Annotated in this window: 21 protein-coding genes; 13 read left to right on the top strand and 8 right to left on the bottom strand. The window is 57.0% G+C overall.

Going from position 1 to position 23740, the window contains the following annotated elements; genetic code table 11:
- Positions 1-41 precede the first annotated feature (41 nt).
- From IEN85_RS11880 to IEN85_RS11865, 4 genes are all read right to left on the bottom strand, one after another.
- The gene (locus IEN85_RS11880; RefSeq protein ID WP_191617304.1) at positions 42-2330 is read right to left on the bottom strand and encodes an ATP-dependent DNA ligase; all 2289 of its coding nucleotides are present in this window, start codon (positions 2328-2330) and stop codon (positions 42-44) included.
- Between the two features lie 38 nt (positions 2331-2368).
- Positions 2369-2788 carry a DoxX family protein gene (locus tag IEN85_RS11875; protein WP_191617303.1) on the bottom strand — a complete coding sequence of 140 codons (420 nt, stop codon included), beginning with the start codon at positions 2786-2788 and terminating at the stop codon, positions 2369-2371.
- Positions 2789-2869: 81 nt separating this feature from the next.
- Positions 2870-3736: a hypothetical protein gene (locus IEN85_RS11870; protein WP_191617302.1), complete on the bottom strand. Its 867-nt coding sequence runs from the start codon at positions 3734-3736 to the stop codon at positions 2870-2872.
- Between the two features lie 41 nt (positions 3737-3777).
- Positions 3778-4380 carry an HD domain-containing protein gene (locus IEN85_RS11865; RefSeq protein WP_191617301.1) on the bottom strand — a complete coding sequence of 201 codons (603 nt, stop codon included), beginning with the start codon at positions 4378-4380 and terminating at the stop codon, positions 3778-3780.
- Positions 4381-4587: 207 nt separating this feature from the next.
- Here IEN85_RS11865 and IEN85_RS24425 point away from each other — a divergent pair, with 207 nt between their 5' ends.
- Positions 4588-5850 (top strand): flagellin, encoded by a 1263-nt coding sequence (locus IEN85_RS24425; RefSeq protein ID WP_224772593.1) that lies wholly within the window; start codon positions 4588-4590, stop codon positions 5848-5850.
- Positions 5851-5854: 4 nt separating this feature from the next.
- Here the strand turns inward: IEN85_RS24425 and IEN85_RS11850 are convergent, their stop codons facing one another.
- Both IEN85_RS11850 and rpoN read right to left on the bottom strand, forming a co-directional pair.
- Positions 5855-6511, bottom strand: a complete 657-nt coding sequence (locus IEN85_RS11850) for a trimeric intracellular cation channel family protein (RefSeq protein WP_191617300.1) — start codon at positions 6509-6511, stop codon at positions 5855-5857.
- Positions 6512-6515: 4 nt separating this feature from the next.
- Entirely contained in the window at positions 6516-7976 is a 1461-nt protein-coding gene (gene rpoN / locus IEN85_RS11845; protein WP_191617299.1) for an RNA polymerase factor sigma-54, read from the bottom strand.
- 223 nt (positions 7977-8199) lie between these two features.
- On the opposite strand from rpoN, the gene erpA reads away from it, so the two are divergent.
- Both erpA and IEN85_RS11835 read left to right on the top strand, forming a co-directional pair.
- A complete protein-coding gene (erpA, locus tag IEN85_RS11840) occupies positions 8200-8514 on the top strand; it encodes an iron-sulfur cluster insertion protein ErpA (protein WP_191617298.1) in 315 nt (104 codons plus the stop codon).
- Positions 8515-8750: 236 nt separating this feature from the next.
- Positions 8751-9194: a VOC family protein gene (locus tag IEN85_RS11835; protein ID WP_191617297.1), complete on the top strand. Its 444-nt coding sequence runs from the start codon at positions 8751-8753 to the stop codon at positions 9192-9194.
- 92 nt (positions 9195-9286) lie between these two features.
- Here the strand turns inward: IEN85_RS11835 and ubiE are convergent, their stop codons facing one another.
- Positions 9287-9982, bottom strand: a complete 696-nt coding sequence (gene ubiE, locus IEN85_RS11830; protein WP_191617296.1) for a bifunctional demethylmenaquinone methyltransferase/2-methoxy-6-polyprenyl-1,4-benzoquinol methylase UbiE — start codon at positions 9980-9982, stop codon at positions 9287-9289.
- Between the two features lie 41 nt (positions 9983-10023).
- The gene (locus tag IEN85_RS11825; protein WP_224772592.1) at positions 10024-11640 is read right to left on the bottom strand and encodes an AAA family ATPase; all 1617 of its coding nucleotides are present in this window, start codon (positions 11638-11640) and stop codon (positions 10024-10026) included.
- 99 nt (positions 11641-11739) lie between these two features.
- On the opposite strand from IEN85_RS11825, the gene IEN85_RS11820 reads away from it, so the two are divergent.
- The 10 genes from IEN85_RS11820 (at position 11740) to IEN85_RS11775 (ending at position 23710) form a co-directional block, all read left to right on the top strand.
- Positions 11740-12054, top strand: coding sequence for an HU family DNA-binding protein (locus IEN85_RS11820; RefSeq protein ID WP_191617295.1), 315 nt, complete (start codon positions 11740-11742; stop codon positions 12052-12054).
- Positions 12055-12286: 232 nt separating this feature from the next.
- Positions 12287-13609 (top strand): histidine--tRNA ligase, encoded by a 1323-nt coding sequence (gene hisS, locus IEN85_RS11815; RefSeq protein WP_191617294.1) that lies wholly within the window; start codon positions 12287-12289, stop codon positions 13607-13609.
- A gap of 15 nt (positions 13610-13624) precedes the next feature.
- On the top strand, positions 13625-14422 hold the full coding sequence (locus IEN85_RS11810; protein ID WP_191617293.1) for an alpha/beta hydrolase: 798 nt from the start codon (positions 13625-13627) through the stop codon (positions 14420-14422).
- A gap of 107 nt (positions 14423-14529) precedes the next feature.
- Positions 14530-16128: a phosphoglycerate dehydrogenase gene (gene serA, locus IEN85_RS11805; RefSeq protein WP_191617292.1), complete on the top strand. Its 1599-nt coding sequence runs from the start codon at positions 14530-14532 to the stop codon at positions 16126-16128.
- A gap of 20 nt (positions 16129-16148) precedes the next feature.
- On the top strand, positions 16149-16751 hold the full coding sequence (plsY, locus tag IEN85_RS11800) for a glycerol-3-phosphate 1-O-acyltransferase PlsY (protein ID WP_191617291.1): 603 nt from the start codon (positions 16149-16151) through the stop codon (positions 16749-16751).
- Positions 16752-18071, top strand: a complete 1320-nt coding sequence (locus IEN85_RS11795; RefSeq protein ID WP_191617290.1) for a homoserine dehydrogenase — start codon at positions 16752-16754, stop codon at positions 18069-18071. It begins immediately after the preceding gene.
- A gap of 30 nt (positions 18072-18101) precedes the next feature.
- The gene (locus tag IEN85_RS11790; protein WP_191617289.1) at positions 18102-19328 is read left to right on the top strand and encodes an aspartate kinase; all 1227 of its coding nucleotides are present in this window, start codon (positions 18102-18104) and stop codon (positions 19326-19328) included.
- Positions 19329-19333: 5 nt separating this feature from the next.
- Complete coding sequence (thrC, locus tag IEN85_RS11785; RefSeq protein ID WP_191617288.1) at positions 19334-20692, top strand: threonine synthase; 1359 nt, start codon at positions 19334-19336, stop codon at positions 20690-20692.
- Positions 20693-20746: 54 nt separating this feature from the next.
- Positions 20747-22309 carry a citramalate synthase gene (cimA, locus tag IEN85_RS11780; RefSeq protein ID WP_263597533.1) on the top strand — a complete coding sequence of 521 codons (1563 nt, stop codon included), beginning with the start codon at positions 20747-20749 and terminating at the stop codon, positions 22307-22309.
- A gap of 168 nt (positions 22310-22477) precedes the next feature.
- The gene (locus IEN85_RS11775) at positions 22478-23710 is read left to right on the top strand and encodes an IS481 family transposase (RefSeq protein WP_191617113.1); all 1233 of its coding nucleotides are present in this window, start codon (positions 22478-22480) and stop codon (positions 23708-23710) included.
- Positions 23711-23740: the final 30 nt, after the last annotated feature.

Raw genomic sequence — 23740 nt, 5'->3', positions numbered from 1 at the left:
GGATGCCTGCGATTTGTGTGAGTTCCAGCCTTTCTGCAAGCCTAGTTGCACGCCTTAGCGGGAAGTCTTAACCAAGCGGGAGCGTTGCTCAACGGATCGTAGGGGCTTTGGGGATCTTTGAAGAGCAGTCCACTGCAGCCCGACGCGGCGGATTGCTCGAGGGCTAGCTCGACTTGTTCGACGCCCATGAGTGGCAAAACCGGAGTGATGCGAATCTTGGGATTCACGGAAAAGCTGTCCAGGCGTTGGCGGCGTTTTTCTAGTGGCAGGTCTAGCAGGTCCTCGCCGGAAAGCGAAAGCAGGTCGACGAGCCAAAGCGTCACGGGGACCTCTTCTCCCAAGAAGAGTTCTTCCGCTTTGCGGTTGAGTCGCTTGTCCAGCTCGGAGCGTGGCAGCGGTTCCTCGTAGCCCCAGGGCACCACCACCGCATCGCAAATAAAGTGCTGGGGGATGCTGCGAGCTGCCTCCAGGAACTCAGGAAAAAGATGGGTGATGCGTTCGCCGCTTTTGCTGTAGAGGTCTACGTGTTCGCCATCCTTGTGAATCTGGCAACGGATGCCGTCGTGCTCGCGCTCCGCCCAGAGGGAGAGACCCTGCTTCTCGATTACGGCCTCGGCGGAGGCTTCCGTAGCGGCCTGCATGGGAAGGATGGGGTGGAAGGATTGGATACGGATCTTCGCGAGCGAATCCCGAGTGGCTGCTTCGGACACTTGCGCGAAGTCGGCGCAGCGCAGGTAGGCGGCTCGCACGCTTTCGAGGGGGCGTTGAAAATGGTGAGAAATGGCTTGGCAGAGAAGGTCGGCGCTGACCCCGCTTTGCGGAGTGCCGGAAAGGTAGTCGAAGAGAACACAGCCCTCCGCGGGCGACAGCTTGCGAAAGTGCTCGCTGAGCAGGGATTGCTTGAAGATCGGGTTGGGGGCGGAACTGAGTGTCTTGAGGAAACTCGAGATTTGGGAAAGGGTGCGGGTCGGGGCGCTGGGATTTTGGCTGAAGAGCACGCGCGCCGCTTTCCGGTTGTCTCGAAAATCGTGATACAGGGCTTTGAACTTCGCTTCGTTGGAACCGGTCGCGAGGATGAGGCTTTGCTTGACCAGCTTGGCAGGGAGTTCGGCTAGCAATTCTGGTGGCGCCCTATGCAGCAGGCTCAAGGCGTCGGCGACCTCCTGCGCTTCCAGTGGTGCGAGCAGGCGACCGATCAAATCGAGTTTCTTCAGATGGCTATCGGTTTGGGAGAGCGCCTCGACGGTTTCGGCGAGGCGATGAAAAGAGTTGTGGGGCGAGTTCTCGGAAGGGATGGAAGCGACTGGAGGCGTGGGAGAAAGTTCCTCTGAGGGAGTCGCGGTGGGGGCCTCGATATTGAGGCCGAGTTGGTTTTCCAGACCGAGCGCCCAGGCTTGGTAGCCTTGTTGGCGGAGGGTCGCTGCAAACTCTTTGGCGAAGCCGTGTACGGTGTAGACCACCTTGGGCTGCACTTGGGCGACGAAGTTCTGTAGGTCGAGGTAGTCGGCGTGGTCGGAAAGGGGAAAGGTTTTGTCGCACTGGTACCGGTAAGTGGAGGACGCGTCCACCGCCCAACCCGAAATCATAGCCGTCTTAGGGTTGTGGATACTTTGCATCCACTCGGATTGCTTTCCCAAAGGCGGCGAAATGACGACTTTTCCTTTTTGGCTGCGAGCATCGAAAGGCAGGAAGCGAGGGAAGGTCCAGCCGAGCTTTTGGCAGGATTGGGTGAGTTTCAATGCCGTCGGGTGCAGCATAACCTCCAAGCCCTCGTTTGCGAGCGATCGCAGGATCGCTTGGCTTTTGCCGAGGCTGTAGCCGAAAAGCACGGGAGTGTCGCCGTTTTCCAGGGTTTCGTGGCAGAAGCGAACGATGTCTGCGAAAACCTCGTTTTCCGGAGGGAAGGTGTATCGAGGAAGTCCATACGTCGTCTCGATGACGAGCGTGTCGGCGGCAACCGGTTGGCAGGGCTCTGCGGAGATGCCGGGGCTGAGCTTGAAGTCGCCGGTGTATAGAAAGCTCTCTGAGTCCTTCTGGAGCCAGAGCATGGCGGATCCGACGATGTGGCCGGCGGGGTAGAGGCATGCTTCGACGCCGGGCTCCAGTTCGAAGGCTTCGCCGAATTCCTTGACCATCCAGTTCCGCTTGCCCGGCAAGCGCTGCCGTATCAGTTGAGCGGTGGGAGGGCTGCAGAGGATGGTCTCGTGCTTGCCCATGTGGTCGAAATGGGCGTGGGAGACGAAGGAGCGAGCGGTGGGCTTGCGGGCGTCGAGGTGCCAGTCGACAGCGGGCAGGTAGAGCCCGTTTCGTTGCTCTATTTTCCAGCCCACTTATAGAACGATGAAGGGTGAATGGGGCGGGCTCGGTTCTAGATCCCTTTGCGGTCTAGGCTGAGGCGTCCTGGACCGATGAATACGAGTCCGAGCAGGGCGAGTATCATCTGCAGGTGCGCGAGGAAGCCGAGCTGGAAGGAGCCGGCAGCAATCAGGTTCGCGATGGCGAATCCGACGACGATACTGAGTAGAAGGGCAGTGCCGCGGGTGAACATTCCGATGATGAGAAGAATGCCGCCGATGAATTGCAAGATTCCCGAGGCGAGGCCGGCGTATTCGAAAAAGCTGGGAGGCAGGCTGGCGATGGCCGCGCCTTTGCCCACGTCCGTCCACACGCTTCCGCCTCCGGTGAGGATTGGATAGCCATGGAAGGCGAGCACGGCGCCCACGCCGATGCGAAGGAGGAGGACGCCGAAAAAGTCGAATTTGCTGAGGCCTGCGAGCGGGGATTTCATTTTGCGATAGCGAAACTTGTCTGGTTTAAGCTGCAAGAAAAGCAGACTCCTCGCCGAAGGGCAATGGGGGAGTTTGGCAGATTACGTTTCGGGCTTCGACTGCAAAATGGGGAGGTTGCGTAGCTGGGCCATCGCCTCCGGCGGCAGCAAGGCGGCAAGTTCCTTGTCGTGGAGGCTATGGGTGAGCGACGGGCCCTCGAGTTGGAAGCTACCTGAGTTGGTCGAGTATCCGTTTTCCCTGTCGGTCCGGCGCTCGTAGTGGTAACGCCTGTTTCCTCGATGGTCGGCTTGCGCCCAGAGGGTGTAGCGCGAAACCTCGGCTCCAAACTCATTGAAGTGGTTGTTGATCTGCTCACCTGAGATTCGATCCAAGGCTCGGAGTTTCTTGGGGCCGAGGATTTCTTCCATCTGGTCATAGAAGGAATCGTATATTTCCGCTCCGTTTTCGAGGAAGGGATTCAGGATAAGGCTGAGGGATCCGTCGGGATTCGCTTCAATTTGGGAGTGGGCGACCCGTTGGGAAAGCAGAGCTGCGTGGGTTTCTTCGAAAAGCGCGTTCAGCTGTTTTGTTTGCGAGCTGCTCAGGCCGAAAAGCGAGGCCGTGTCGGCTTTGATTTCGCCCTCGAAGAAGTTGAATACGCGGATGTTCAAGTCGACCGAGGGATGCTCCCGGAGCTCGATCAGGAAATCGAACTTGTCCTCGAGCGTTAGCGCTGGCTTGGAATCCGGAGCATCATCGGCGGAAGGACTGGAGCTGGCATCTAGCCTCTGGACGGGAGCCGTGCGAAGGCTGGGAGAAGGGGGAGGCGCGCTCTCGGCGGCGAAGGCTCTTTCTTGGCCCGGCTCAGCGTGCCTTGCCTCTCTGAGCAATAGAAGGGCGGACGTGAGGCTGACGGCGCAAAGGAAGTAGAATCCTGACTTATAGAATCGTTGGCTGCGAAGGCTCATGGATTGCTGGGGACATGAATTTTCCTGATTTGGATCCCCTGCTATCTGTCGGGAAGGCTGCCTGACTTGATGGACTTTTCGATCAGGTCCTGTGCGAAGTCCCAGAGCGCCTGGCTGCCTTCCCCTATTTTCCGGTTTATGTCCCGTACTTGGCTGGCAACTACGCCGTGCTTGCTCCAGGTTTTTCCCCCGGCGAGGTGGTTGAGCAACATGGGGTGGAGCCTGTCGATTGCCTTGGCGAAACGGGCTTCGGGGCTGGCTCCGGCCTCGAATTCGTCCCAGTCAGACCGGAACGCCGCCGCTTGCTCGGATGGCAGCAAGCCGAACAGCCGTTCGGCAGCTTTCTGCTCCCGCTCCGCTTGGTCTTGCTTGTGGGCTTCGTCGTAGATGTAGGTGTCGCCGGCGTCGATCTCCACAATGTCGTGAACGATCACCATACGGAGGATTTTTAGCAGGTCGAGATCGGGATCGTTAGCGTGCTCGTGCAGGGTGATCGCCATGAGGGCGAGGTGCCAGGAGTGTTCGGCGTCGTTTTCTCGGCGAGACGCGTCGCTGATGTAGGATTGGCGGAAAATGTTCTTCAGCTTGTCGGCTTCGATGATGAAGGCCATCTGCTGAGCGAGCCGGGCGGAGTTGGAGGGCATGTTGGGAAAAAAAAAGGGTGGTAACTGGGCTGGCAAAGGTAATCGAAAGGAAGCCTCGGGAAAACTCCCTAGGAATTGCTTGGAAAATTTACCCATCGAATCGGGTAAAGTAATTCAGCTAATCTCCGAAGTAATGCCTAGGCATGGCTAAGCTCATGTACCCGCGTGCGGCAAGGATGTCGCCTCCTTTTTCAACGGATTGAGAAAATGTCTATTTCGCTGTCAACGAACCAGTCGGCGACATTGGCCAGGGATAACCTAGCCTCTGTCAGCTCGCATTTGCAGAAGAGCCTGAGTCGGCTTTCCAGCGGAAGCCGTATTCTGTCGCCTTCGGACGATGCGGGAGGGCTTGCGGTTTCCATGAAGATGTCGGCGGCGATCAAGCGTCAGGCGGCAGCCAGCGCGAACATTTCTAATGCGATGTCGTATTTGCAGACGCAGGACGGGGCCTTGGATTCCGCCAACCAAATCCTTTCCCGCATTGGCGAACTGAAAAACATGGTTCAGGACGTCACCAAGAACGAGACGGACAAGGCCAACTACAACACTGAGTTTCGTTACTTGCAGGATCAGTTGGCCGACCTCTCGACGCAGCAGTTCAACGGGGTTTCGCTGTTCAGCAGCGCGGGACTTTCTGTGAAGACCGGGGTCGACGGTACCGACGCGTCGGTCGCCATAGGTGGGGTGGATCTCTTGGAGTCGAGCACCTTGTTTCAGGACAAGTTTTCCGGAAACAGCCTCAGCGGCGATTGGACGGTCGATTCTGGCTCCGTCTCGGTAAGCGACGGAGTGCTCACGATCGATACGGGGCAGATCACTTTGAACGAAGCCTTCGATGAGCCAGTCCACGTAGAGGTCGGCATGCGGCTGGACCATCCGTCCGACTTGGTGGACGTGTATAATGATTCCAACTACTATTTCAGCGACTATATCGATGGAACTGAAGTGCCCGATGGCGGTTGGCATACCTTGTCCTTCGATTTGAATGCGGACGGCACGATGTCTAGCTTGCAGCTTGACGGAAACGATTTCTCCGCGGCGACCGGCACGGTGTCTACCACTCCTGGCTCGATATCGCTTAGCCTGTGGGAAGGCGGTGGGGCTAACGGAGCTGAATTCCGAAATCTCAAGGTTTCTTCCCAATCCGGCTCGAGCGTCTCTGATACGGCCTCGGTGCAGGAGGCGTCCGGGTTGCAGGCCCTCGACATCGACACCCTAAAAAGCGCGATAGAGGACCTTGCCGGTTTTCGAGCTCAGAACGGCGCCCAGCAAAGTCGTCTGCAGTTTGCCAAGGAGCAACTTGAAGTCAGCCGGATCAATCTCTCCGAGGCGAATAGCCGGGTGGTCGATGTGGACCTCGCGGTGGAGTCGACAGCCTTGGCGAGGTTCAACATCTTGCAGCAGGCGAGCGCGTCCATGCTCAGCCAAGCGAACCAAAGCCAGCAAGTCGCGCTCAGGCTGATCGGCTAGCGGTTCACCGTTTGCGAATCGTGAATTCTGGGAGCTTGATTTTCCAGATGATGGCTGCGAATCGGGTAGCGGCAATGATGGCGACGCCCGATAGGGTTGCCAATTGAGGGGGACAGCCAAACGTTTTCAGCCCGAGGTAGGCGATGATGCCGAGGGCGGACGAGACGGAATAGATCGGTTCGCTAGCCCGGAAAATCAGCGGTATTTCGTTTGCCAATACATCGCGAAGGATTCCGCCCGCCACTCCAGTTATTACGCCCATGAGCACTACGATGATGGCAGCGACCCCTGAAGACTCCGCGATCTTGGCCCCTACTATCGAGAACATGGCAAGGCCCAAGGCGTCTGCGTAGAGCAAAGCGTTGGTCGGCGGTTTGAAGAAGCGTACCCAGAAAATGGTGAAGGCGGTGGCAGCGATGACTACCCAGAGGTAGGTCGTGTCAGCGATCCAGAATACGGATTCGCGACGTAGCAGAAGATCCCTCAGGCTGCCGCCTCCAAGTCCGGTCGCGGCCGCTAGGCAAAGTACGCCTACCCAATCCGAACCCTTTCGATCGGCGGCCAGCGCTCCGCTGATGGCGAAGACCGCTACGCCGACTTGCCCGAGGTAGTAGGTGAGGCTCTGTGGATGCTCGAACGCAGCCAGAATCTCCACGAGCATGGCGTCAGTACTGGCGCCGCAGGTTGCTGGGGAGGATGCCGAGCTCTTCGCGGTATTTCGCAACGGTACGCCGCGCGATCTTCAGGTCTTTTTCCTGGAGGCGGGCGACGATTTCCTGGTCGCTCAGGGGCTTGGAAGTGTCCTCGGAGGCGATGAGCTGCTGGATCATGTCCTTCACGCTGGTGTTGGAAATGGCTTCGCCGTCGGAGCCTTTGTAGCCAGGGGTGAAGAAGAACTTCATCTCGAAGATCCCGTGCGGCGTCTGCATATACTTGTTGGCGAGGGCGCGGGAAACGGTGGTTTCGTGCACGCCGACGATCTCCGCGACCTGAGTCATGGTGCAAGGGCGCAGCTTGGATACGCCTTCCTCGAAAAAGTCTTTCTGGAGCTTCACGATCTCGTTCGCGATGCGCTCGATGGTCTGCTGGCGCTGCTCGATGGAGCTCATGAGAAACTTGCCGGAGCGGATTTTCTCTTGGATGTACTCCTTTTCCTGCTTCGAGACGGTTCCTTTGGCGATCATCTCCTTGTAGGTCGGGCTGATGCGCAGGCGTGGGATGTAATCGGAGTTCAGGGTTACCTTCCACTTGTCCTCGTCCCACTCGACGATGACGTCCGGCATGATGGAGCGGTTGGTGTCGTCGGCGAAGCGGCGACCGGGAGCGGGGTCGAGCAAGGCGATTTCTGCGATGGCTTCCTGCACCTCCTCGACGTCGATCCCCATGCGTCTTGCAATGTCGGGTATGCGGCGACGGGACAGGAGCTTGAAGTGGTCGCGAATGATTTCTGCAGCAATGGAGCGACCGCGAAACTTGGCCTTGAGCTGCATGAGCAAGCAATCTTGCACGTCGAAGGCTCCGATGCCGGCGGGCTCGAAGGTGCGCAGGATGTTGTGGGCTTCTTGCATCTCGCCGAGGGAAAGGCCGGAGAGCAAAGCGAGGTCGGAAAGGGAGGTGGAGAGGAAGCCGCTGTTGTCGATGCTGCCTACCAAGTACTCGATGGCTTCGCGTTGGTTTGGCTCCAGGTCCGCAAGGGAGGCTTGGTCGAGCAAATGCTCCTGTAACGACGTTTCGGATACGAGCGAGTTGAAGAAATGCTCCCGTTTTTCGGCGTCTTCGCTCGTGTAGTTTTGAGCGCCGCCCACTTGCGACATGTAGTCCCGCCAATCTTCGTCCAGCTTGTTGAGGATTTCGAAGTTTTCCCCGAACTCCAGCTCCTCGCTTTGGGAATGCTCGTCCTTGGGGTCGTTCGATTCTGAATCGCTGGGCGAGGGTTCGTCCAGGCTCGGCGTATCCATGGAAAGCTCCTCGAGGGAAGGGTTCGTTTGGAGCTCCTCGAGGATGGTGGTGCGGAGATCCATTTGCGCCACCTGGAGGATCTTGAGCGACTGGCGAAGCTGTGGCGCGAGTACGAGGGATTGAGTTTGTTTCTGACGTAACTCTTGGTTGAAACCTTGCGCGGCCATGTGTTTGGTAGATGCTGTAGGGAGAAAAGAATGATTGGATTGCCTCGAGCTGGCTCGCATAGCCAATTCGGCTCGAACGAAAAGCAGTGAAAGCATTTTTTTTGGCAAATGCAAGCCGCATGAGAGAGTTGAGCATGATTTATGCTAGGCGAAGTAGAAGCTTTTCGCTGCGGCGCGTTTCGCATGGTTGACAGCTGGCGGCTTGAGGCTAGATCATCGAATCATGATAACACTCACCACACGAGCTGCGGATAAGATTCGAGAGCTTCAGGAGGACGCGGGCGAGGGTAAGCTTTTGCGCGTTTTCGTGGAGTCCGGAGGCTGTTCTGGATTTCAGTACGGCATGTCGTTCGACGAGCAAAAGGCGGACGATCAGGTGCTGGAGAGCGAGGGCGTGCGTTTTTTGACGGACGAAGCGAGCTTGGCATACATGAACGGCAGCAAGATCGATTTTGACGATGGGCTGCAAGGCAAGGGCTTCGACATCCAGAATCCCAACGCGGAGAGCACCTGCGGCTGCGGAAAATCCTTCAGCTGAGAGGGCTCCTCTCTAAAACTTGTGCGGCACGGTCTTTTTTTTGAGGCCGTGCTTTTTTTTTGCGTTCATCACCAAAGGAATATCCCTAACGAGCGTCGGGCCTGCGGTCGAGGGTTGGGGACCGGAGAAAAGCCAAGTCTCCTGACATAGGGTTGTCAGGGGGATGGTTTAAGTTGGTTGGACTGCGGCAGAGAGCTGCAGCGAAAGTGTTAATCCTGAAATTGAACAACCAGCATATGAGTGAACCCACCGTTAATCTTTCACTAACCGTCAAAGACGGAAACAAGGCCTTGGACTTTTACGCCAATGCCTTTGGAGCCACGGAACTCTACCGCATGCCGACGCCGGCGGGTGGCGTGGCTCACGCCGAGTTTCAGATAGGGAGCTCCAAGATCTACCTTTCAGACGAGTCTGAGGACTGGCACGCCTACGCCATGCCTGCTGGGGCCAAGGCTTCTTGCCTGTTTTCGATTGCTGTAGAGAACTGCGACGAAGCTTGCGCCAAGGCTTTAGGGGCGGGAGCGGAGGTGTTGAACGAGCCGGCGGATATGTTTTGGGGTGCCCGCTACGCGATGGTCAAAGATCCGTTTGGATATCGCTGGGCACTGACGCAAATCGTCGAGGAACTGTCGCCAGAGGAGATGGACCGCCGGGCGAAGGAGGCGGTAGGTTTCGCTTAGCTCCTCCAGCTAGACTGTGATGCATCTGCGGCGCGGCTCTTCGGGGCCGCGCTTTTTTGTGCGGCAAGCTCGTTTCGATTCGTTGCGGTCGTTCAGGCTTTGGCGATGTGCAAGGCTACCATGCCGCATGTCATGGGGATGGCCTTGATGTCGCGAAATCCCGCTCGCCTAAGCTCCTCCGTGATTCCCTCTCGCGGTGGGAAGGCTTCGATGGAGTCGCTAAGGTATTGGTAGGCGCTGACGTCGCCGGTGAGCGCTCCGGCGATATTGGGCAGCAGGGTCTTTAGGTAGAAGTAGTAGAATGGCCTGACGATGGTAAGCGGTTGCGAGAACTCTAGTATATATAGGTACCCGCTGGATGGGCGGAGGATGCGTCGCATTTCCAGCAGCCCCTGGTGTCGGTCGCCTAAGTTGCGGTAGCCGAAGGAGATGGTAACGGCGTCGGTCGAGGCGTCGGGCAAGGGAAGGGCTAGGCAGTCGCCGACGGCGAAGCTCATGTTTTGGTAGCCCGCCTTTGCTTGTTTCTTGCGAGCCTCGTCCAGCATGGGTTCGCAGAAGTCGAGTCCGTCGATTCGGATTTGGGGATCGAACTCCTTGCGCAGCTCGAATGCCACGTCTCCGCTGCCGGTTGCCAAGTCGGTGATGTGGCTTGGGTTGCGCAGCCAGACTTCGTCGACCAGCCGGTCGCGCCAGAGGGTGTCGATGCCGAGGCTAAGGGCGCGGTTGGCGAGATCGTACTTGGCCGCGATGCGGCTGAACATGGAGTTTACTTTGTCTGGGTCTGGCATTGCTGGAAGAAGATGGGCCGCCGGGCTGGCGGCCGCTGCCTTTAGGATTCGGTCTCTTCTTTTTTGTAGCTGGCGACAACCCAATTCGAGAGGGCTTTTTCGGCGTCGCGTATGACGTCGCCGTCGACGGTGAACTTCTTTTGGCCGGTATTGCGGCTGATGAGGGTGAGTCCGTGATTGAAATCGTGGAACTTGCGTTCGCAGAGCCCGCGGATTGTTTTATCGGTCTCGAGGGATTCGTCGATAAGCGCCACGATGGCGTCTTCGGTGAACTCGAGGGTGAAGCCGTGTTGCGATTCGAAGCGATCGCAGAATTCCTGTATCTCCTTTTTTAATACGTCGTGTTGGCTGGAGAGATTTTCGCGGAGCAGCTGCTTGAGGTGCTTGTCTGGATCTTCGATCGTCCGCTTGTCGACCTTGAGCGTTTTGATGCTGGTGGAGGGGAGTTCGAACTTAAAGCTGCGAAAGGCTCGCTCCAGGATTGTCATGAGGCCGCGGGCCCCTGTCTTTTCCTTGTAGGCTCGCTCGGCGACCTCCCGCAGGGAAGGATTGTCCATTTCCAGAGTGATTCCGTAGCCTTCGAAATCGGAGATGTACTGACGAAGTACGCTCCCCTCGGAGGTGGTCATGATTTGAAAGAGGTCGTCTGGCTTAAGGGGCTGGCAGGCGACGCGCACGGGGAGGCGCCCCACGAATTCCGGCTCGAAGCCGTAGTCGATGAAGTCGCGGGTTTCGACTTTGTCCAGGAAGTTGGAGTCCTCGTCCTCGTCGGAGGCTCTGGGCGCTCCAAAGCCCATGGAAGTGTTGGTGAGGCGCTTTTTGATGGACTGGTCCATCTGGTCGAAGGCCCCGCTCACGATGAAGAGTATGTGCTTGGTGGATACGGTGCGTTTGCGCTTTTTACCGCTCTGCAAGTCCATCATGGCTTGCATTTGCCCCATCATGTCCGTCTGGCTCTGCAGATTGACTTCGGTGTCCTCCATCAGCTTGAGCAAGTTGATCTGCACGCCGCGACCGGATACGTCGCGGCCGCCCCCGCCGTTGGCCTTGTTGGCGATCTTGTCGATTTCGTCGATGTAGACGATGCCGTACTGGGCCAGTTCGGTGTCGCCGTTGGCTGCTTTGACGAGGTCGCGCACGAGGTCTTCCACGTCTCCGCCGATGTAGCCTGTTTCGGAGAACTTGGTGGCGTCGGCCTTGACGAAAGGCACGCCCACCAGCTTAGCGACGTTGCGCATGAGGTAAGTTTTCCCGACGCCGGTGGGGCCGAGCAGGATGATGTTCTGCTTAGCGTAGTCGAGGTCAGCGAGGTCGGGGCGCTCGAGGCAGCGGCGCACGTGGTTGAAGTGGTCGCAGATGGCGACGGAAATGACTTTTTTGGCTTCGTTTTGCTGGATGACGAAGCGGTCGAGGTAATCGCGGATTTCGCGAGGTTTCAGGTTGAAGGCTTCGATGCGCTTGAGGGCGGCGGCTCTTTCGGCGTCTTCCTCCTCTTGGGCTTTGGAAGGGTTTTGGGGGCCGCCGGATTGGGAGGCCATGCCGCTTGCTCCCCCCATGGGGCCGCCGAAGGGCATGAAGGCTTTTCCCTGCTTGAAGAGGTCCTGCAGGTTCTTCTGCAGTTCTTCCATCGGGTCTTTTGGCTTGTCGTCTTTGCTCATTGGGTGCGGATATTTGATGGCTTTGAGGTTGACGCAACCTAAACTGTGGAAGTAGCTTACCCTCAACTATGTAACGAGTTTTCAACTCCAACTGCCGCCATGTCCAACAACCTTACCAAACGCGATATCGTTCTTCGAATTTTTGAAAAGACGAAGGACATCCCTCAAAGCAAAATTCAGGACACTGTTCAGATGACGCTGGACATCATCTTGGATGCCTTGGCGGAAGGGAGAAACGTGGAGCTCCGCAATTTCGGCGTTTTCGAGGTGCAGAAGCGCAAGGCTCGCGTCGGTCGCAACCCTAACCGTCCGGAAACGGATGTCGTGATTCCGACTCGCGCGGTGGTGAAGTTCAAGGCGGGCAAGGTGCTCAAGGCCAAGATCAAGGATATCGATCTGGACGCTCTGGGTTGATCGATTGGTTAAAGCGTATTTCTTTTGGAAACGGTTCCCGACCTCGGGAGCCGTTTTTTTTGTGAACTTAGGTGGTACGGCCGCTCCGCTGGCGTAACGAAAATCCGACACCCTCGGACAGGCAGCCCCTCCTTTTCCGTGGAGCTAGGGGCGCTACCTCGTTTGGCCTGAACCTTATTGTTGCCTTCGACGATGGCGCTTGGGCATAGTCCCGCGTTTTATTTTTCGAGACATGGCCACATTCAATTCATTGCCCGGATTCCGTGAATTTTACCCTGAGGATTATGCTCAGCGGAAGCACATCTTCCAAGTTTGGAGACAGGTGGCGCGCCGTTTTGCGTTTCAGGAGTTCGATGGTCCCATACTCGAATCGCTCGAGCTTTTCACGACCAAGTCGGGCCCGGAGATCGAGAGCCAGCTCTTCTGCTTCGAGGACAAGGGGGGGCGCCAGGTTTCCTTGCGTCCGGAATTGACTCCGTCGCTGGCGCGTATGGTGGCGGCTCGGGCAAATGGGCTGAAGCGACCGATCAAGTGGTTTAGCATAGGTGACAACTTTCGCTACGAGCGCATGCAGAAGGGCCGTTTGCGCTGCTTCACCCAGCTCAACGTGGACTTGCTGGGCGAGCAGGGACCGAGCGCCGAAGTCGAACTGATCGGATTGCTGGTGCAGACGCTGGTCGGCTTTGGCCTGACGAAGGACGATTTTTACGTGCGCCTCAGCGACCGTAATCTTTGGATGCTCTACCTTGCGGCCTTGGGCTACGAGGGCGAAGCCATCGGCTCGATCTTAGGAGTGGTGGACAAGTGGGAGCGCCTGCCGGAGGAGAAGTTGATTGCCCAGTTGCAGGAAGTGGCTGGCGACAAGGCGGCTGAACTGAAGGCAGCGGTGGATGCCTTTCTCCGGCTCGACTCCGTGGAGGCGATTCGGGAGCGATTCGCAGGCTTGCAAGCTGACGAGTCCGCCAAGCAGGAATTGTCCGAGCGCTTGGCGGATTGGCAGGTGGTGCTCGACGGGCTTTCAGCCATGGGCTTTGGCGGCTTCGTGAAGATTGACCTGAGCATCGTGCGAGGGCTGGCCTACTACACGGGCTTCGTCTTCGAGGCCTTCGACAAGAAGGGCGAGTTCCGAGCGTTGGCTGGTGGCGGCCGCTACGACGCTTTGGTCAAGAAGATGGGCGGTCCGGACATGCCGGCAGTTGGCTTCGGCATGGGCGACGTGGTTTTGGGCGAATTGCTCAAGGCTCGCGGCAAGATGCCGGAGTTTGTCGACACCATCGATTTCTTTGCCGTGACGGGTGGCGATGCGGAAAAGCTCGCAGCTCTCTCGGATGTGGCTTTGCTGCGTCAGGCCGGCTACTCCGTGGAGTACCAGCTCAAGTCGCAGGCTTTTGGCAAGCAGTTGAAGGCAGCGGCATCTTCGGGAGCTCGCTTCTCCCTGATCTACGGTTCCGAAGAGCTCGAGAAGGGGGTGGTCAAGCTGCGCAACTTGGCGGACCGCAGCGAGCAGGACGTTCCGCGCGGGCAGCTGCTCGAGGCCGTTCGCGAGCTGTTCTAGCCTGAGGAGGACGAGATGAGAGAGCGGGAGCGCAAGAACGGCTTCAACACCTTGCTGGTATTGGTGTCGGTGAGCGTTCTCTTCTTTTTCCTCTTTGCTCAAGTTGTCACCAAGCAACTGCTCTTCCAGCCACCGCCTCCTAGCTACGGCAAGGACGAATCGATTCTGCTGGTTCCGGCGGAGGACGGAACTCAGCTCGCGGTTTTCTGGGGGCCGGTTCCGGGGGCGAGCACGACTGTTTTCTATTTTCACGGAAACGGGGAGGACTTGGGGCACGTCAATTTCATCCTCAACAACTACCGGCTGCAGGGGGTGAACGTCCTGAGTTTCGACTACCGTGGCTACGGATTGTCGGAGGGGACTGCCAGCGAGCAGCTTTGCTATCGGGATGCCGAAGCTGTGTTGGACTATGCGGAGGAAAACCTCGGGGTTGATCCGAGGCAGGTCGTTTTGCACGGCCGCTCGCTTGGAGGCGGCATTGCCATGGAGCTGGCGGTGACGCAAGGCGCGAAAGGCCTGGTTTTGGAGTCTGCCTTTCTCAGCGCCTACCAAGTTTACCTGCCGCTGACCTGGGTTCCGGGCGACAAGTTCGTGAATTCCAAAAAAGCCGAACGTGTGGAGTGTCCGACATTGGTGATTCATGGAAAGGAAGACCGTGTGGTAAGCTTTGTCCATGGGGAAACCTTGGCGGCGAAGCTTCCGCCGGAGTTCGTCAAGACCTTCTGGGTGGAGGGAGTGGGGCACAATGACCTCGTAGATCGCGCCAGCGCTCGATATTGGGCATCGATTCGCGGCTTTTTGGCTGGTTTGTAGCCTGAAAACAGGGCGATAAGCGCCTTTGTGCCGAGGGATAAGAAGCTTACCTATTCTATATTTGCTTTTTGAAAGGCATCACTTTTGATGGGCACTCTTTTTTTCCGATGAAAATCCTAGTAGCAGACAAAATCTCGTCAATTGGAGTCGACTTCCTGAAGCAGCAGGAAGGGTTTGAAGTCGTAGAAGCTTACGGCACCTTCAAGGAAGACTATTCCAAATTCCTCGAGCTCGCTAAGGGCGCGGCCGCAATCATCGTGCGCAGCGATTCCAAGGTAAATCGGGAGGTCTTCGAAGCGGCAGCCCCGACCTTGAAGGCGGTTGGCCGCGCAGGTGTGGGCGTGGACAATATCGACGCTGATGCGGCTACCGACTTTGGCGTTGTCGTCATGAACACGCCGGGCGGCAATACCATTGCGACCGCTGAACTCACTTTTACTCACATGCTCTGCGGAGCTCGTCCTGTGCCTCAAGCAGCGCAATCCATGCGAGAAGGTCGCTGGGATCGCAAGATCTACGGAGGCAGCGAGCTCTTCAAGAAGACGCTCGGCATTTGTGGTATGGGCCGCATCGGAGCGGAAGTCGCCAAGCGCGCAAAGGCCTTCGGGATGACAGTCCTAGCCTACGACCCCTACCTCTCCGGATCCAAGGCGGAAGCCATGGGCGTGAAGCAAGTCGAGCTCGACAAGCTTTTCCGCGAGTCCGACTACATTACGGTACACATGCCGCTCACCGATGCGACTCGCGGCATGATCAACAAGGAATCGATCGCGACCATGAAGGACGGCGTTCGTCTCTTCAACTGCGCTCGCGGCGGTATCATCGACGAAGACGCTCTGCTTGAGGCGTTGGAAAGCGGCAAGGTTGCGGCAGCGGGTCTCGACGTCTACACCAGCGAGCCTCCGGCAGAAGACCATCCTTTCCGCAAGCAGAAGAATCTCATCCTTACGCCTCACCTCGGAGCTTCGACTGAAGAGGCTCAGGAAAGCGTCGGTCTGGAAATCGCGGAAAGCGTCACCAGCGTTTTGCGCGGTGGCGGTATCCGCAACGCGATCAACATGCCGTCCCTCGACGAGCAAACGCTTAAGACCGTCGGTCCTTACCTCGAACTCTGCTCGGCTTTGGGTTCTCTCGTCCAGCAGCTCGCTCTCGAGAAGGTCGAGAAGGTCAAGATCACTTACTCTGGCAAGGTTGTAGACCTGGACGCCAATTCGCTGACCCGTGGCATCCTTAAGGGATTCCTCAAGGACGTGAGCAGCAACGTCAATTTCGTCAACGCGCTTGTCATCATGGAGCGCCTCGGCCTGCAGGTCGACGTGCTGAAGTCCTCCGAAGAGACGGATTACACCGAACTCATCAAGGTTGAAGCCGTCTGCGTGAACGGAGAGAACGTCTCCGCCGAAGGTACTTTGATCGGTAAAGGAAACTCGCCTCGTATCGTTTCCGTTAACGGTCGCGAGGTCGAAGTGGAGCCGCACGGCTGCATGCTGGTGCTCGCCAACAGCGACGAGCTTGGCATCGTGGGCAAGGTCGGCAGCATTATCGGCAACCATGGCGTCAATATCGCTGCCATGTCGCTCAGCCGCAACGAAGTGGGGGGTGTCGCTCTCAACATCGCTTGCTTGGACAGCGAGCCGAGCGACGAAGCCATGGCGGAGATCAGGGCTATCAAAGCGGTCAGGCAGGCGAAGATCGTCCACTTGTAGTTGCTGGCTGGATATAGCGAATGTCCATTGACTTCATAGTCGCGCTCAGTGCCGCAGGAGCAGGGTACCTTATCGGTTCCCTGCCTTTTGGCTATTTGGTGGCGAAGGCGAACGGCGTTGATATTTTCAGCGTTGGCTCGAAGAACCCAGGCGCCACGAACGTGAAGCGTTGCGTCGGCAAGAAAGCGGGCAACATCGTTTTCTTGCTGGATGCGATCAAGGGCTTCGCCGCGACTGCTTGGCCAATCTTGTTGGCTGGCGAGACCTTTCACTACGGATTGGTGGGGCTTGTATTCGCTGTGTTGGGACATTCGTTTTCACTCTTCACGAAGTTTCGTGGAGGCAAGGGGGTCGCGACGATGCTTGGAGGAGTTGTCGCATTGATGCTTGTCGCCGCCGTGGTCGGCGTACTGGTTTGGCTCGTGGTTTTTTATACCTCCCGCTACGTGTCGCTGGCCTCGATTTGCTTGGCGGTCAGTTTGCCGATTACTAATCTGATTATAGGAGCGCCTGCTGTGCTTACATGGGTTTCGCTTGCTCTCGGATTGCTGGTCGTGGTGCGACACAAGGATAACATCGTTCGCCTCATCAGGGGCGAAGAAAACAAGTTTGCAAAGAAGTAGATGAGTGAACGCGTGATAACTGTAGGCCTTTGCGGCTTCGGCGTTGTAGGGCAGGGTGTTTTCAATCACCTGCAAAAGCGTGAAAATGACTTGAGCGACCAACTAGGCGCTCGCGTAAAGGTAACCCGTATCGCAGTTCGTGATACGAGCAAGAAACGTGATTTCGATTTCGACGCAGCCATGCTGACGACGGATCCGCTCTCGATCGCTACCGATCCTGCGGTTGATGTCGTATGCGAGTTGATGGGTGGGACGACCTTGGCGAAGGAAGTCACGCTCGCCGCGCTGAAGGCGGGCAAGATCGTCGTATCCGCCAACAAGGCTCTGATCTGCGACCATGGAGAAGCATTGTTTGCCGCAGCTAAGGAAGGCAATGGGCAGTTGCTCTTCGAGGCCAGCGTCGCTGGCGGAATTCCAGTCATCAAGGCGATCAAGGAAAGCCTCGTCGTCAATCGATTCAATAGCATCTACGGGATCCTCAACGGTACCAGTAACTATATCCTGACTCGCATGACGAACGAGGGGGCTGGTTACCAGGAGATCCTAGCGGAAGCCAAGGCCTTGGGCTACGCGGAAGCGGACGAGTCCTTCGACGTGGACGGTATCGACGCAGCTCACAAGGCGGTGGTCTTAGCTTATTTGGCCTACGGACGTTGGGTGCCATACAATGACCTTTTGGTTCAAGGCATCGCTGAAGTTACGCAGGCAGATATCGCCTTTGCCAAGGAGAACGGTTACGCCATCAAGCTGCTGGCGGTTATCGATGTAGCTCACGCCTCCGGAAAACTCTACATTTCGATTCTTCCTACTTTGGTATCCAAAAAATACGTACTTGGCAGTGTCGACGGCGTATTCAATGCAGTCTCCGTTCACGGGGACGTAGTGGGTGAGACTGTCTACATTGGACCTGGAGCGGGACGCGACGCGACGGCGAGCGCGGTGATTTCGGACATCGTCGATGCCGCGAAGCTCATTGTGAATGGCGGAGCAGGTCGATTCATTGACCCAGCTCCTCGTGGCGGCGCTAAGATTGAGTTGGCTGAGCCGGAGGAAATCGAGTCACGCTACTACGTTCGATTGCAAGTCGTCGACAAGCCGGGCGTAATGGCGGAAGTGACCTCGCTGTTGGCGAAACACGATGTCAGTCTTGCGAGCGTAACCCAAAAGGAGGTCGAGGAAGACGCGACTAGCGCCACCTTGATCGTAACGACTCATACAACGACGGAACAAGCGATACTCGATGCCGTGAAGGCTTTGGAGGCGAGCTCCTGCGTGGAAGGCAAGCCTTTCACGATGCCGGTCAGCAGCTTCGAAGGATAAGCGGTATTCAAATTCTGGAAACAAACCGAAATGGCTCGTATAGTAAAAAAATTTGGCGGTACTTCCGTAGGCGACGTCGACCGAATCAAGAACGTCGCTAACATCATCAAGGAAGATGTCGAACAAGGGCACCAGGTTGCGGTTGTCGTTTCGGCGCGTTCCGGCGTGACCAACGAGTTGATTGCGCGTGCCAAGGCGATCAACGAGCAACCGGACGATCGGGAGATGGACGTGCTCTTGGCGGTGGGCGAACAGGAAACCATCGCCCTGACCGCGATGGCTCTGCACGCCCTCGGTGTGGAAGCGATTTCGATGACCGGCGCTCAAGCAGGAATCAAGACCGACCCCGCTCACACTCGCGCTCGCATCGTCAGCATGAATTGCGAACGCATCGAGGAAGCTCTCGAGAAGGGCAGCGTCGTCATCGTGGCCGGTTTTCAGGGAGTAAATGCTGAAGGAACCACCACCACGCTAGGCCGAGGTGGCTCGGACCTCTCCGCGATCGCGCTGGCAAGCGGCCTGAAGGCGGATCTTTGCCAGATTTATACCGACGTGGATGGCGTCTACACGGCCGATCCGCGCATTGTTCCCAAGGCTAGCAAAATTCCAGAGATCAGCTATGAAGAAATGCTCGAGATGGCTAGTCTCGGCACCAAGGTGATGCAGGCCCGTTCGGTCGAATTCGCAAACAAGTTCAATGTCGTATTCGAAGTACGATCCAGTTTTGACACCTCAATCCCCGGCACAATCGTGAAACAGGAAGTAAGCTCAATGGAAGACGTCGTCGTGCGCGGCGTAGCGCTCGATCGCAACCAGGCCAAGATAATGGTCAGCAATATCCCGGACAAGCCTGGCTCCGCGGCCCAGATCTTCGAGGCCCTCGGAAAGGCGAATGTCTGCGTGGACATGATCGTTCAGAACATCGGTCGCAACGGCGTAGCAAACCTTACCTTTACCGTTACGCGCGACGATTCCAAGCGCTCTCTGGACGCCGTCGAGAAGGTTCTCAACGAGTTGGGGGGGGGCGAAGTTGCGGTATTTGGCGAAGTGGTCAAACTATCGGTCGTCGGTATCGGGATGCGCAGCCACTCTGGGGTTGCGAGCAAGCTCTTTGCGGCTTTAGCGGAGGCGAAGTCCAATATCCAGATCATCAGTACCTCGGAGATCAAGATATCCGTGGTGATCGACGAAGAAGGCGCGGATGACGCGGTTCGCGTTGTTCACAGCGCCTTTGGTTTGGACAAGCTAGACGCCTAGTACCCGTGAAATTCGTAAGCACAAGAGGACAGACCGCGCCGCATGGTTTTTCGGAAGCGGTCAAAATCGGCTTGGCTCCGGACAAGGGCTTGTTCGTGCCAGAGAAGATGCCGGATCTGAGCGCCGAGATTCCCACATGGGAGGGCTTGTCGTATCCGGAATTGTGCTACGAATTTTTTAAGCATTTCGCGACAGACATTCCGCAGGAAGAGCTGAAGCTTCTAATTGAAAAGGCCTACAGTCGTTTTGACCACGCGGAGCACGCTCCACTGGTGAAGCTAAGCGATAAGCTTTACGTGCAGGAGCTCTTTCACGGTCCGACCTTGGCCTTCAAGGATTTTGCCTTGCAACTCCTTGGTTGTCTCTACGAACGGCAGGTTGCCCAGAGTGGCGAGAGTATCAACGTTCTCGGAGCTACCTCAGGTGACACTGGCGCTGCGGCCATCAACGGATTGCTCGGCAAGAAGGGCGTCAACATCTTCATCCTTTATCCAGAGGGGCGCGTCTCTCCCTTGCAGGAGCGCCAGATGACCTGCTTGGAAGAGGAAAACGTATTTCCGCTCTGCATCAAAGGAAGTTTCGACGATGCTCAAGCGGCTTTGAAAGATGTTTTCGGCGATAAGGATTTCAGTCAGGAAGTGCATCTTTCAGCGGTCAATTCCATCAACCTCGCCCGTATCTTGGCGCAGTGCGTTTATTACATCTACGCCTACCTCAAGCTTCCTGCTGAGCGTCGCGAGGGCGCGACCTTTGTGGTTCCAACGGGAAACTTTGGCAACGTGCTCGCCGGGTGGATGGCTTCCCGCATGGGTATGATCGTCGACGGCTTTCGGGTAGCGACAAACCAGAATGACATCCTGCATCGTTTCTTCGATTCCGGCGACTATTCGGTAGGCGACGTGCAGCCTAGCCATGCGCCCTCTATGGACATCCAGGTTGCGTCCAACTTCGAGCGTTTCCTCTATTTCTCGCTTGGCGGCAATGCTGACATGACCCGTGAGATCATGGAAAGCTTCAAGAAAGACGGAACTTTTCAGGTCGGCGGTATGGCGATAACCGAGTTTATGACCAGTACGCGCATGGACGATGCGGAGATCGCTCAGACAATTTCGAACGTGTATCGCGATTACAACTACACTGCCGATCCGCACACTGCTTGCGGATTCAAGGATCTGGACAAGTTGCAAACTGCGGTCGTCCTGTCTACCGCCCATCCCGCTAAGTTTCCTGATGTTGTCAAGCAGTGCACGGGGGTGGAGCCAACCCATCCGAGCCTCGAAGCTTTAAAGTCGAAGGAGATCCGCAAGTTCTCAGTGGATCCAGACGAAGCTTCGATCAAGGCCTTTATCCGCTCCAAGCAGTAGCGCTTTCAGATTTCTACCCAACAGGTTTATATTATGAACAAGCCAACGATATTAATGTACGATACCACGTTGCGAGACGGCACTCAGGGTGAGGGCGTCTCCTTTTCTGTGACGGACAAGCTCCGAATTACGGAGAAGTTCGACCAGTTTGGTATCGATTATATTGAAGGTGGTTGGCCTGGCTCTAATCCCCGTGACATGGCTTTCTTCGAAGCTGCGAAGAAGCTTAAGCTTAAGCACTCGAAGATTGCCGCTTTCGGTTCTACCCGTCGCGCGAACCTCAAAGCGGAAGAAGATCCGCAACTGAAGACCTTGATCGATGCAGGCACGCCGGTAGTAACGATTTTTGGCAAAACCTGGCTGCTGCATGTGACCGAAGTCATCCGCGTGGCTCCGGAAGAGAACTTAGCCATGATCGAGGACAGCGTGCGTTTCCTCAAGGACAACGGACGGGAAGTTATTTACGACGCCGAGCATTTCTATGATGGCTATGTCGACAGCCCGGACTATGCAATGCAAACCCTCGAGGCTGCTGTTCGCGGTGGAGCAGACAATCTGACATTGTGCGATACCAATGGAGGTAAGCTGGTGAGCGAGCTACAGGAGATAACCAAGGCGGTTGTAGAGCGTTTTCCCAATGTTGCAGTAGGCGTCCATTGCCACAACGACTCTGGCTTGGGCGTGGCTCTTTCGCTTGGTGGCGTAGAGGCTGGCGCTACCTTGGTGCAGGGTACTTTCAACGGTTACGGCGAGCGCGTCGGTAATGCGAATCTCACTACAATCATTCCCAACATCGCATTGAAGATGGGCAATCCGCTTAATTGCGTGGACCATCTCAAGCGCCTGAGGGAACTCTCCATGTTCGTTGCCGACCTTGCCAATCTCGAGCATGACGGAAAAGCTCCTTTTGTTGGTCTCTCAGCTTTCACCCACAAGGGCGGCGCTCACGCGGATGCGACCAAGAAGGTAAGCTACAGCTACGAGCACGTCGATCCAACGAAGGTCGGAAACAAGCAGCGCGTTCTTGTATCCGATATGGCAGGACGCAGCAGTTTGTTGATGAAGGCTCAGGAGCTCGGATTCGACATCGATCGCGAATCACCTGAGACGAAGATCATAATCGATAAGCTCAAGGAGCTTGAGTACAATGGTTACGAGTTCGAGTCCGCTGATGGTTCTCTCCGTCTTTTGCTCGATCGCTTGACCAATAAGCACAAGTCGCACTTCGAATTTGAGGGCTATCGCGTGATCGTGGAGAAGCGTTCCAAGGACGAAGAACCGCTGTCGGAGGCAACGATCAAAGTGAAGGTCGATGGTGAGCCGCGTTACGTGGTGGCGGAAGATCCTGGTCCAGTGGGGGCTCTTGACAAGGCCTTGCGCGTGGCGCTTCGCGAAGCGTTTCCGCGCTTGGAAGAGCTTGCGTTGAAGGATTACAAGGTACGCATCCTTGACTCGAAGGAAGGCGCCAACGCCAAGACCCGTGTGCTCATCGAGTCCGGTGACGAAGAGGAGATCTGGGGAACGGTTGGCGCTTCAGATAATATCATCGAGGCAAGTTGGCAGGCGATTCGTGATGCGGTCGAATACAAGATCCTTCTTGACGACTCCAAGCAGTAGGACTTGCGATTAACTCACTTAACAAAAACGGCGACTGAATGATCAGTCGCCGTTTTTTTGGTTCATAACCATTTCGCGGGGAGACGCTCTCGTGCGTAGGGCTGGCGCTCGCTGTCTGGTCAAGATACATGGTTAACAGGTGTTAACAGACATGGTTAACACTTCTGTATGCCGTGGATGGAGACCGATAAGATAACCCAAAGAAGAGATTTCGTCTTCCTGGCATCGAAGCCTGGAGCGAACAAACGCGAGCTGATCCGCCGTTTCGGCATAAGCCCGCCGACTGCCTACAAGTGGCTGGAGCGCTACCGCAAGGAAGGCTTGCCTGGTCTGGAGGACCGCTCGCGTCGGCCGGCGGGGCAGCCCAACAAGAGCTGCCCCGAGGTGGAGAGGAAGGTCTTGGAGCTTCGCCGCAAGCACGACTGCTGGGGAGCGCGCAAGCTGCGCCGCCTGCTGCAAAACGCCGGGGAAAAGGAGCTTCCCTCGGCGACCACCGTGCACAACATCATCCGCCGCGCCGGCTTGCTCGGCCAAGGCTCTCGCCCGTGCGTGGCGCCCAGGAGCTTCGAGCGTTCGCAGCCCAACGAGCTTTGGCAGATGGACTTCAAGGGGCACTTCGAGATGGCCGGGTCGAAGCGCTGCCACCCGCTCACCGCCTGCGACGACCACTCCCGCTTCAACCTCATCCTCAAGGCCTGCGAGGACGAGAGGACCTCCACGGTGCAGGAATGCCTGCTGTCATGCTTCGGCAAGTACGGGCTGCCTTGGGCCATCCTCTGCGACAACGGTTCGCCCTGGGGGCGGGGGTTCGGGGCGGCCAGCGAGCTGGAGGCCTGGCTGCTGCGCCTGGGGGTGGAGACGATCCACGGCCGCCCCCTGCACCCCCAGACGCAAGGCAAGGAGGAACGCTTCCACCAGACCCTCAAGCACGAGCTGCTGGGCAGGACCACGCTGTGGCGCGACCTCGAGCATTGCGACCGGGAGTTCGCCCGGTTTCGCGAGACCTACAACCACGTCCGCCCGCACCGCTCGCTCGATCTCGACTGCCCCGCCGACCGCTACCGCGCCTCGGAGCGAGCCTTGCCCGCGACCATACCCCACTGCCTGAGCTTCTACGGCGAGGCCGAGCAGGTGCGCAAGGTGAAGAGCAAAGGCGACCTGATGTTCAAGGGACGCAGCTTCTTCATCGGAAGGGCCTTCATCGGGGAAAGCGTGGCGATAAACCAGTTCGACGATCTTCGCTGGGAAGTTTTCTACTGCTGGAAAAGCTTGGGGATGATCGACCTGAGCCGCGCGACCAAGCCTAGAAACAACTACAACGCGCTTCTTGCTCCCCCTGGACGCCTAGGCGTCCAGGGGGAGCAAGAAGCCCACCTGAAAAGCGTTAACCATGTACCTTAACATGTGTTAACTATGTCCTTGCGCTAAACA

Source organism: Pelagicoccus enzymogenes (genome assembly GCF_014803405.1).
Lineage (GTDB): Bacteria > Verrucomicrobiota > Verrucomicrobiia > Opitutales > Opitutaceae > Pelagicoccus > Pelagicoccus enzymogenes.
Note: the sequence above shows the minus strand (reverse complement) of the source record. Positions and strands in the feature narration are given on the sequence as shown.

Coding starts and splice junctions, on each gene's coding strand:
- IEN85_RS11875 (WP_191617303.1), bottom strand. CDS start 2,788: ATGAAATCCCCGCTCGCAGGCCTCAGCAAATTCGACTTTTTCGGCGTC.
- IEN85_RS11870 (WP_191617302.1), bottom strand. CDS start 3,736: ATGAGCCTTCGCAGCCAACGATTCTATAAGTCAGGATTCTACTTCCTT.
- IEN85_RS11865 (WP_191617301.1), bottom strand. CDS start 4,380: ATGCCCTCCAACTCCGCCCGGCTCGCTCAGCAGATGGCCTTCATCATC.
- IEN85_RS24425 (WP_224772593.1), top strand. CDS start 4,588: ATGTCTATTTCGCTGTCAACGAACCAGTCGGCGACATTGGCCAGGGAT.
- IEN85_RS11850 (WP_191617300.1), bottom strand. CDS start 6,511: ATGCTCGTGGAGATTCTGGCTGCGTTCGAGCATCCACAGAGCCTCACC.
- rpoN (WP_191617299.1), bottom strand. CDS start 7,976: ATGGCCGCGCAAGGTTTCAACCAAGAGTTACGTCAGAAACAAACTCAA.
- erpA (WP_191617298.1), top strand. CDS start 8,200: ATGATAACACTCACCACACGAGCTGCGGATAAGATTCGAGAGCTTCAG.
- IEN85_RS11835 (WP_191617297.1), top strand. CDS start 8,751: ATGAGTGAACCCACCGTTAATCTTTCACTAACCGTCAAAGACGGAAAC.
- ubiE (WP_191617296.1), bottom strand. CDS start 9,982: ATGCCAGACCCAGACAAAGTAAACTCCATGTTCAGCCGCATCGCGGCC.
- IEN85_RS11825 (WP_224772592.1), bottom strand. CDS start 11,640: ATGAGCAAAGACGACAAGCCAAAAGACCCGATGGAAGAACTGCAGAAG.
- IEN85_RS11820 (WP_191617295.1), top strand. CDS start 11,740: ATGTCCAACAACCTTACCAAACGCGATATCGTTCTTCGAATTTTTGAA.
- hisS (WP_191617294.1), top strand. CDS start 12,287: ATGGCCACATTCAATTCATTGCCCGGATTCCGTGAATTTTACCCTGAG.
- IEN85_RS11810 (WP_191617293.1), top strand. CDS start 13,625: ATGAGAGAGCGGGAGCGCAAGAACGGCTTCAACACCTTGCTGGTATTG.
- serA (WP_191617292.1), top strand. CDS start 14,530: ATGAAAATCCTAGTAGCAGACAAAATCTCGTCAATTGGAGTCGACTTC.
- plsY (WP_191617291.1), top strand. CDS start 16,149: ATGTCCATTGACTTCATAGTCGCGCTCAGTGCCGCAGGAGCAGGGTAC.
- IEN85_RS11795 (WP_191617290.1), top strand. CDS start 16,752: ATGAGTGAACGCGTGATAACTGTAGGCCTTTGCGGCTTCGGCGTTGTA.
- IEN85_RS11790 (WP_191617289.1), top strand. CDS start 18,102: ATGGCTCGTATAGTAAAAAAATTTGGCGGTACTTCCGTAGGCGACGTC.
- cimA (WP_263597533.1), top strand. CDS start 20,747: ATGTACGATACCACGTTGCGAGACGGCACTCAGGGTGAGGGCGTCTCC.
- IEN85_RS11775 (WP_191617113.1), top strand. CDS start 22,478: ATGCCGTGGATGGAGACCGATAAGATAACCCAAAGAAGAGATTTCGTC.